This is a genomic window from Holospora undulata HU1 (assembly GCF_000388175.3).
In the GTDB taxonomy this organism is placed as follows: Bacteria; Pseudomonadota; Alphaproteobacteria; order Holosporales; family Holosporaceae; genus Holospora; species Holospora undulata_A.
This window is the reverse complement of record NZ_ARPM03000113.1, coordinates 1-8,178: the sequence shown is the minus strand read 5'-3', so window position 1 is coordinate 8,178 and position 8,178 is coordinate 1. Positions and strand designations below refer to the sequence as shown.

Here is an 8,178-nt window from a genome sequence, read left to right as displayed (position 1 = left end):
TTTTATTGCGCAGATCATTGGGCAGGTTTTAATAAAATTATTCCAAGTCCCCACCCCTTTCAGGGAAAAGACAAACCGTTTTCCATTGAACAAAACAACGCTCCACACCACCTTTGGTTTGCAAGATTTTGCCCCCCTTGCAAACACACGATCACTTGAAATGCTAGAGGTAACACTGCGTATTTTTGCGGTACTTCATGTTAATAAAACTTTGAAAATTAACCATGCTCCCTTTGGTTAAAAGCCTCAAATCATCAGTAGTGAGATGGAATAAAACTCTCGAAGGAGTGAACAAAAGGAATAAATCTTGGACAAAATTAGACAAAGAGAAATTGAGAATAGATATAGAAGAATTTCCAGATAGTTTAGCTATGAAAGAGCTAAGAGTTTAGGAGTCAGCGCTTCTGGTATCAGATGTGCAAAACAAGTTTAGGAGTGACATATAAAAAAACTCTCAATCATCCGATCCAGAGAAAAGGTCTGCGTTTTTCCAAAAAATTGAAACTTGCGATAGGGGAACTAAGCTTAGGAAAAAAAAGAAGATTTTAACAAAACTCATTTCCCTATAACTACGTTTCTAAAAATAAATTCAATAAGTTTATGTACATTTGTATTGTGTTAATTTAAATAGATTTATTTTCTAACAATTCTCTCGTTCAATAGATTGTTTTAAATTGCGTTTTATTTTACGATGAGTTTTGCCTAGCCCACTTACACAAAGCGTGATACATTGTATTTATGTAAATTAAATACTTTTGTATGACAGTGAAAATTAAAGCATTAAAACGATGGGGACAGCATTTTTTAAAAAATTCTGAAATGTTGGTCACCATTACAAAAAGAATAGAAGAAATTCAATCTCGAAGCAAACTGAATGCTATTACAGAAATTGGTCCTGGATTAGGTGCGCTTACTGATTATTTACATCCTTTGTTTTCTCAGTATTGTGTTATGGAAAAAGATCAACGATTTTCTCAAACTCTTGAACGGTATATCCCTGCTTTGCATATACTTTGGGGAGATACATTAAAACAAGAATGGTATGAATGTCCAAAAGGAATTTTGGTAGGGAATTTACCTTATAATATTAGTCTTCCAATTATGTTAAGATGGCTACGATACAGTGAACATTTTCCAGAAGCAGTGTTTATGGTACAAAAAGAAGTGGGAGCGCGCGTAATGGCTGTTCCTTTTACAAAAGCTTACGGACGTCTTTCTGTTATGATGCAAAGCGTAGCTCAAAGCCAATTAGTGCTAGAGTTAGGTCCTGAATGTTTTGTTCCATCTCCAAAAGTTTGGTCTTACGTAATACATCTTAGAAGAAACACTAGAAAAGTAGATTTTGATATTTTAGAGTTTGTTTTGAAGCATTGTTTTTCTCAACGCAGAAAAATTCTTAAAAATTCTCTGATTAATTTTACAAAAATTTTTCCAGAACAGTTAGTAAAAGATGGGCTAACCAGTGTAGGCGCTTCTATGCAGGATCGCCCTGAAGCTCTAACAACCGATCAATACATAAAATTTTCAGAGTATATAAAAAAAAGTGGTAGTTTTTTTGAATCTCAAGCAAAAGAGAATTAAAAAATATAAAAAGGAAACGAGTATGTGGAAAAAAATCAAAGAAAAGTTATACAATGGCGCTCAAGGATTATCTGAAAAAATTCAAACCTGGTTTGGCGCTCCTGTTTCTCATAAAGAAGATTTAGAAGATTTGTTACTGGAAGCAGATTTTGGCATGGACGCTTCCACAGCATTAGCAAATTATGTTATTCAACAACGCCCCACGAATTGGACCAACGCTGTTCATTTACTAAAAGAGCATCTTTCGGGATTGCTTAAACCTTACGAAGCGCACTTAGATGCAGAGCGCTCTTGCGCATCTAATCCATGGATTGTCGTGTTTTTAGGTGTTAATGGAGCTGGAAAAACCACAATTTTAGGAAAATTAGCACATCGTTGGCGTCATAAAAGGGTTCGATGTATCGCTGCCGATACGTTTAGGGCTGGTGCTCAACGTCAATTAGAAATTTGGGCTCAGCGTGCTAAAGCAGAAATCACAAAAATAGAAACATTAAGCACTGAATCTGATTTTTTTAATACAAAAGCAGGGCGCTCTAAAGATCCTGGAAGTTTAGTTTATCAAGGATTACAAGATGCTCAACGCAACAATAATGATGTTATTCTAATTGATACTGCTGGAAGACTTCCTCATCGTAGCGACTTAATGGATGAGCTAAAAAAAATTCATCGCGTTATTACAAAATATTACGGCAGTAATTCCTATACCTTAAAAACTTTACTGGTATTAGACGGAACCACAGGGCAGCATATGACCACCCAAGTTTCTTCTTTTGAAAAAATCCTTCCGCTATCTGGAATGATTGTTAATAAAATGGATGGTACCGCTAGAGCTGGGATGTTAGTTTCTTTAACCCAAACTTTTAAGCTGCCAATATACGGAATGGGAGTTGGGGAAGGTATAGAAGACTGGGTAAATTTCGATGCAAACTTTTTTTCAGAAGAACTATTTTCTATGGAGAAAAGTAACTTTTTTTAAAAACAAAGTTCAAATACTAGTTATTCCAGTTGTAAAGCGTTAGTAAATAATTGGCGAGTTCTAGATATCGTAATGCTCCTAAGCTTTTACAATCATAGAAAATTATAGGCTTCCCATGAGAGGAAGCTTCTGCTATTTTAATATTTCTTGGAATTTCAACAGGTAAAACAAGATTTTTAAAATAATCTCGTACATTTTGAGCAACTTGTTGATTTAACAAACAGCGTTTATCATACATTGTCAGTAGAATTCCTAAAATTTTCAAAGAAGAATTAAACGTCTGTCGTATAGTCTGTATATTTGCTAACAATCGACTAAGTCCGTCTAATGCATAAAATTCACACTGCAAAGGAATTAGTACAAAATCACAAGATACTAAAGCGTTTAGAGTTAATAATCCTAAAGACGGCGGACAATCGATAAAGATGTATTGATATTTGTTTTTTAATTCTTCTAGTGCAATTGTTAAATATTTTTCTCTGTCTAAAAATGGAACTAATTCTATCTCTGCTCCAGCTAACTCATTGTTAGATCCTGCTAAATCTAAACAAGGAAGAAAAGTTTTTGAAACAACTTCAGTGAAAGGCTTTAAGTGAAGTAACGCTTCATATACTGTGTATTTTAAATTTAAGTTTCCAATACCAGTAGTTGCATTTCCTTGAGGATCAAGATCGACAAGTAACACCTTGTGTTCCACCGCAGCAAAAGCTGTCGCCAAATTAACTGCTGTCGTTGTTTTTCCGACCCCACCTTTTTGGTTCATAACACAAATAATTTTTGTTTTTTTCATATATTTTCCAGCCTTTGTTTTTTTTAAGCACATATTATTTTTCTATTCTAAAACTTTTGTTCCACGTAGAACAATAAAAAATCTTTCCAACTATCCAAGAAAACCCTACCCAGCTTAGTACAAAAAAATGAGAAAAAATCCCGAAAAAAGTAATATAAATAATGAGTAGATAAACGCACAAGCCAAAAGTCACAGAGGAAAATGGGCGAAGATAAGCATCTAAAATTTTTACTCCTATTGCCGCAAGCAAAACGCTTGATACGATTATTCCCGAACACCCAAAGCATAATTTCAAATCTAACCAAAGGCAATGGGTGTGACAAGGAACAGTGTTTATTACTCCTTCTATGTTTTGATAAGATATGGCGGAAAGAAGAATTTGAAAAAACTTTCCAATTCCCATTCCAAACCAAAAAACTTGATCGCTTGTTTCATTAAAATGACGCCAAAATACCAATCTTTCATAAAAACTTGTATTCAAAGTTGCAATTTTTTTTATAATTTTCAACTGAATAATCCATTGAAAAATCAAAGTTACACTTCCAGCAGCTATATTCCATATGCATTGAGAAAGCCAAACGGTTGTTTTAGGATAAAATAAAAACAAATGCCTTAATGCTACAGCAAAAAAAATCGCTATAATTCCTAAACGACATTGGAAGTAACCATTGAGAAAAATTAAAAATCCAAAAATCCAAAAGGCGTCTTTTTTATAATTGTTGTCAATTAACCACCAAAAAAAAGGCATTGTTACCATACTTAGGTACATAATACGATGTTTGGCATTAAGCCCAAAAATAAATGTCCCTATCTCTAAAAAATTTATAAAAAATACAATACAAAAACTCAATAAAAATAGAAGTAAAATTTCATTTTTAGAAAAAAAATTTAATAAATGACAACCGGTTTTTAAAGACCATGCCAAAATTTTTCGCCAATTCAAGACGCACAAACTAAAACTTAACGGAAAAATTAAAGATTTTAAAAACCAGTAAGGAGCTGGATTTTGAATGTACAGCCCATCAATATAGCTAAGAAACACTAATGCAAATCCAAGCCAAAGTATCTTTGTTGAAAGAGATTCTTTACTAAAACATTTATGAATCGGTATAATCATTCCTACCACTCTTCCCACATGAAAAATCAAAGTACCATACCCTAAAACATCTAGTGCCCATATTCCAAGAAACAATAAGAATACCCCCCCTCCTTTTTCAAAAGAAAAAGAATGAAAAAAAAGGAAAATTCCAAGCGCCGATACTAATGAAGTAAACGTCAATTGGGGAAATATCAAAGTTGCTAAATATCCTAAAGATCCCAAAGTTAGGTGTAGCCTGTCTTTCCAGGTTAGCGCGCTAATCTTCTTGAATATCATCTTGGCGCTCCATGTTTTCCATAAATAACGTTTTTGGGGTGGTTTTTGCCATATATGCAGCATGTTCTTTAGAAAAACCTAAACATTCCAAACTAATTGCCGCCATTTGCAACCCAGATTCCAAAGCTTCTGGATAAACTAAAAATATACTGAGTCCTTGAAAATGTTGAGCTTGCTGGGCACTTCTCACGTGAACTGCTATGTAAAGCTGAGGAAATTTAGCGCGGATATTGCGTACTAATTCTACACAAGTACTAGAATGACCAAAAGTTAGCAATAAAATTTTTGCCTCTCCAACACCTGCTTTTTTTAAAAATTCTACATTTCGTGCTTCACCATGCAAAATTGGATATCCCAAAGCTTTTGCTTTTTCTAAGCGCACAATATCGTAATCAACCACCAGAAAAGAAATAAAATTTAACTCTAAAGCCAAGGCAACGGTTTGTCCCACATGGCCAAAGCCAGCTAAAATAACATCTACTTTGTCTCTTTTTTTGTGCTCTTGAGAAAAAACTCCTCGATGTTCCAGAAATTTTAAAAAATACCGCGTTACTGAAAATAAAATTGGCGTTAACATCATAGAACAAAACGTAATCCCAAAACCAATCTGCTGTGTTACAGGAGAAAAATAATTTTTAAAAGCAGGATTTGTAATAAGAATAAATAAAAATTCACTGCTTCCTGCAATCAATATTCCTAACTGTAAAGAGGTATTCCAGGAAAATTTCCATATCCTACTTAAAAATAACATGACAAACAACTTAGCTAAAAACATCCAAGTAACACCGTAAGCAATCCATTGTGCCTGTTCTAAACAAGTTTTAAGATTTATTTGCATTCCTGCCATAAAAAAGAAAAAAGCAAAAAGGATAATACGAAACGGATGTAATTCATCGTTTAGGTGATGACGCCAAGATGTACTAGCAATACTCACTCCCGTTAAAAATGCGCCAAGTTCTGAAGATAGTCCAAAATGGTGAGTAATAAAGCTTCCTGCTAAAACCGTGATAAATATGAAAGCAAGACCGATATCTCTTTGATTGTACCGTCTCATAACGTACTTACATAACCAAGACACTAAAATAACCCAAAGCCCTGACAGTAGAGCCCCGACACACCAGTTCAAAAGATTAATCCATAGTGGTGCTTTTTGCATATCAATCCCAAGATAAGCAAACATTCCAATAACTGCTAAATCTTGGAATAATAAAATACCTAAAGATACTCGTCCTACTGTACTGGTAAGTTCAAATCGCTCAGAAAGAATCTGGATAATGACTGCCGTGGAAGAAAAAGCTAAACTTAGGGATAACAAACCTAAAAATAGCGTATCTTGCGTATTTAAAATAGGTTGAATGTACAAAATTCCTGAAATAACTAAGGCACACAAAAAAACTTGTGCTACTCCTACACCAAAAATATATCGTCTTAACGCAATCAATCGATGCCAGGGAATTTCTACACCAAGTGTAAACAAAAAAAGGCTTATTCCGAATTCCCCCAAATAAAGCAAAAAGTTGCTCGTTTCTAGATAGTTCATTCCACTGGGACCAAGAATCATACCAGTGATTAAATATCCTAGAATTAGATTAATTCGTAAACTTTTGCACACCACAAAGGTTACTAGCCAAGCAAACAAAAGTACCAAAAGTGTATGAGGTATGATCACAGTCTTAATTTAACTTTTTTATATGTAGTTCCATTTTAATAAAAAAGTCAAACAAATCAATATTTTTCAAAAAATAATGTTTTGTTAGAAAAAAATGTAAATTATTTAATATAAAAATGTTAAAAAGCGACGTAAAAAGAAACAAAGTTTTAGGGATTGACAGTGCTCTGAAATATAAGATATAGTGTTCGTAAGGAGAGATGGCCGAGCGATCAAAGGCAGCAGACTGTAAATCTGCCGACACAAGTCTACGTAGGTTTAAATCCTACTCTCTCCAGAACATGCGGATGTAGCTCAGTGGTAGAGCTCCAGCCTTCCAAGCTGATGGTCGTGGGTTCGACTCCCATCATCCGCTCCGTTTGTTAAAAAATTTTACTTTTTTAGTTTCCTTTATCTTTAGAAAATGTTTGGAGTATTCTTTTTATTTAGTTTTTAACTTCTTATCTTATGAAAATACAGAAGTTTTTTAAAAAAAATCGAAAGCTTTTTTTGTTTTGGTTTTTTATTTTTTTCAGTTCTCCGGTTTGGGGATTTGTTTTTGCTGAAGTTATCGTTTGGTATTTTTTTGGAAGTTTTTTTACGATTTTATCCCCTAAAAGATATAGAGCAAATATTTTTTTTTATAGCAAACGGGGATTAGATATCGCGGTAAGCGGAACAATTTTGCTTATCATCGCTCCCTTTTTTTTAGGAATGATGTTATGTAATTGGATTGTTCTAGGATCTCCAATTTTCTTTGTTCAGCAGCGTATCGGGCGATATCAGAAAAAATTTTGTATTATTAAGTTTCGTTCTATGTGTCAAAAAAATCCTTCTGGAGTCTTGATGAAGCCTGAAGAGGTGGAAATTTCTTGTTACGGAGCATTTATCCGTTCTTACAGTTTGGATGAGGTTCCTTCTTTATGGAATGTTATAAGAGGAGACCTGAGTCTCGTAGGACCAAGACCTCTGGTTCCAGAATTTATTAATGAACGAGTTCCTTTACAGCGTCATTCCGTACGGCCAGGACTTACGGGGCTGGCTCAAATTAAGGGAAGAAATTTTCTTAGCTGGAGCCAAAAGTTTTCTTACGATCTTGAGTATATTCAGCACCAAAGCTATACCCTAGACGTAAAAATTTTATTGTATACTCTTAGAATTTTGTGTTCTGGAGAAAATTCTCAGTTAGCTTGTGAAGAAAATTTTTTTCCTTAACTTCGAGAACTTCTGAACAAGCACAAGCCACAAAAAATTTAAGAGATAAATAAAAAGTGTTTCATTTAACTTCGAAGTCAAGATGTTTTTACGATTATAATAAAAGAAAAAATTATGTATATTTCCATAAAAAAATCCCTAAAGTACGTAGACAAAATAGAAATTAAGTTTTTTCTAGTATTTAATCTATAACTAATCTATAACCTATACTCATTGCTGAATGAAATTGTTTACAATTTTAATAATTTTTCTTATGCAAAGACTTTTTGAAAGAAGAAGATTGTGTTACGTTACGAACGTAGCATAGGCAAGAAAAGAACATATGCGTAGAGGATAGGATTAAGGCAGTTCTTTTCATTTAAAAAGCCAGCAGCACGGCCCGAAAAGACAGATCCAGCCAAGCAAAAAGCCTTTATTCAACGGTGATGACAACACCGCCAGAGGATGCCCCCTTCCTGTTTGGTGATGGCGTGCACCCCACCATGGCATAAGTGTTGAAAGTGGTTGAGATAGATATTATGAGTATAAAGTTTTAATTTTATAATGATGTATTGATATATGGTTAGAGAGACTAGGAAAACTTTACGATGTCA

General features: G+C 34.0%; 6 protein-coding genes, 2 tRNA genes and 1 pseudogene. 6 read left to right on the top strand and 3 right to left on the bottom strand.

All coding sequences use genetic code 11. From position 1 onward, the window contains the following. From K737_RS07815 to K737_RS06780, 3 genes and pseudogenes are all read left to right on the top strand, one after another. Positions 1-241, top strand: a pseudogene (locus tag K737_RS07815) (hypothetical protein); the annotation flags it as partial. 518 nt (positions 242-759) lie between these two features. Continuing rightward, a complete protein-coding gene (gene rsmA / locus K737_RS02415; protein WP_006289978.1) occupies positions 760-1,581 on the top strand; it encodes a 16S rRNA (adenine(1518)-N(6)/adenine(1519)-N(6))-dimethyltransferase RsmA in 822 nt (273 codons plus the stop codon). Between the two features lie 22 nt (positions 1,582-1,603). Continuing rightward, on the top strand, positions 1,604-2,557 hold the full coding sequence (locus tag K737_RS06780; protein WP_024161385.1) for a P-loop NTPase family protein: 954 nt from the start codon (positions 1,604-1,606) through the stop codon (positions 2,555-2,557). Between the two features lie 16 nt (positions 2,558-2,573). On the opposite strand, the gene K737_RS02405 is transcribed toward K737_RS06780, so the two are convergent. From K737_RS02405 to K737_RS02395, 3 genes are read right to left on the bottom strand one after another with little or no spacing between them, the layout of a single operon-like run. Beyond that, on the bottom strand, positions 2,574-3,347 hold the full coding sequence (locus K737_RS02405; protein ID WP_035544738.1) for a ParA family protein: 774 nt from the start codon (positions 3,345-3,347) through the stop codon (positions 2,574-2,576). A gap of 34 nt (positions 3,348-3,381) precedes the next feature. Continuing rightward, complete coding sequence (locus K737_RS02400) at positions 3,382-4,722, bottom strand: hypothetical protein (protein ID WP_006289975.1); 1,341 nt, start codon at positions 4,720-4,722, stop codon at positions 3,382-3,384. Beyond that, positions 4,703-6,391: a cation:proton antiporter domain-containing protein gene (locus K737_RS02395; RefSeq protein ID WP_006289974.1), complete on the bottom strand. Its 1,689-nt coding sequence runs from the start codon at positions 6,389-6,391 to the stop codon at positions 4,703-4,705. The genes K737_RS02400 and K737_RS02395 overlap by 20 nt, the downstream gene beginning before the upstream one ends. A 194-nt stretch (positions 6,392-6,585) precedes the next feature. On the opposite strand from K737_RS02395, the gene K737_RS02390 reads away from it, so the two are divergent. The 3 genes from K737_RS02390 to K737_RS02380 all read left to right on the top strand — a co-directional run bounded on the left by K737_RS02390 (position 6,586) and on the right by K737_RS02380 (position 7,585). Beyond that, a tRNA-Tyr gene (locus K737_RS02390) sits at positions 6,586-6,668 on the top strand. Positions 6,669-6,674: 6 nt separating this feature from the next. Continuing rightward, positions 6,675-6,746: transfer RNA gene (locus K737_RS02385), tRNA-Gly, on the top strand. A 92-nt stretch (positions 6,747-6,838) separates the two neighbouring features. Further along, entirely contained in the window at positions 6,839-7,585 is a 747-nt protein-coding gene (locus K737_RS02380) for a sugar transferase (RefSeq protein ID WP_006289973.1), read from the top strand. Positions 7,586-8,178 lie beyond the last annotated feature (593 nt).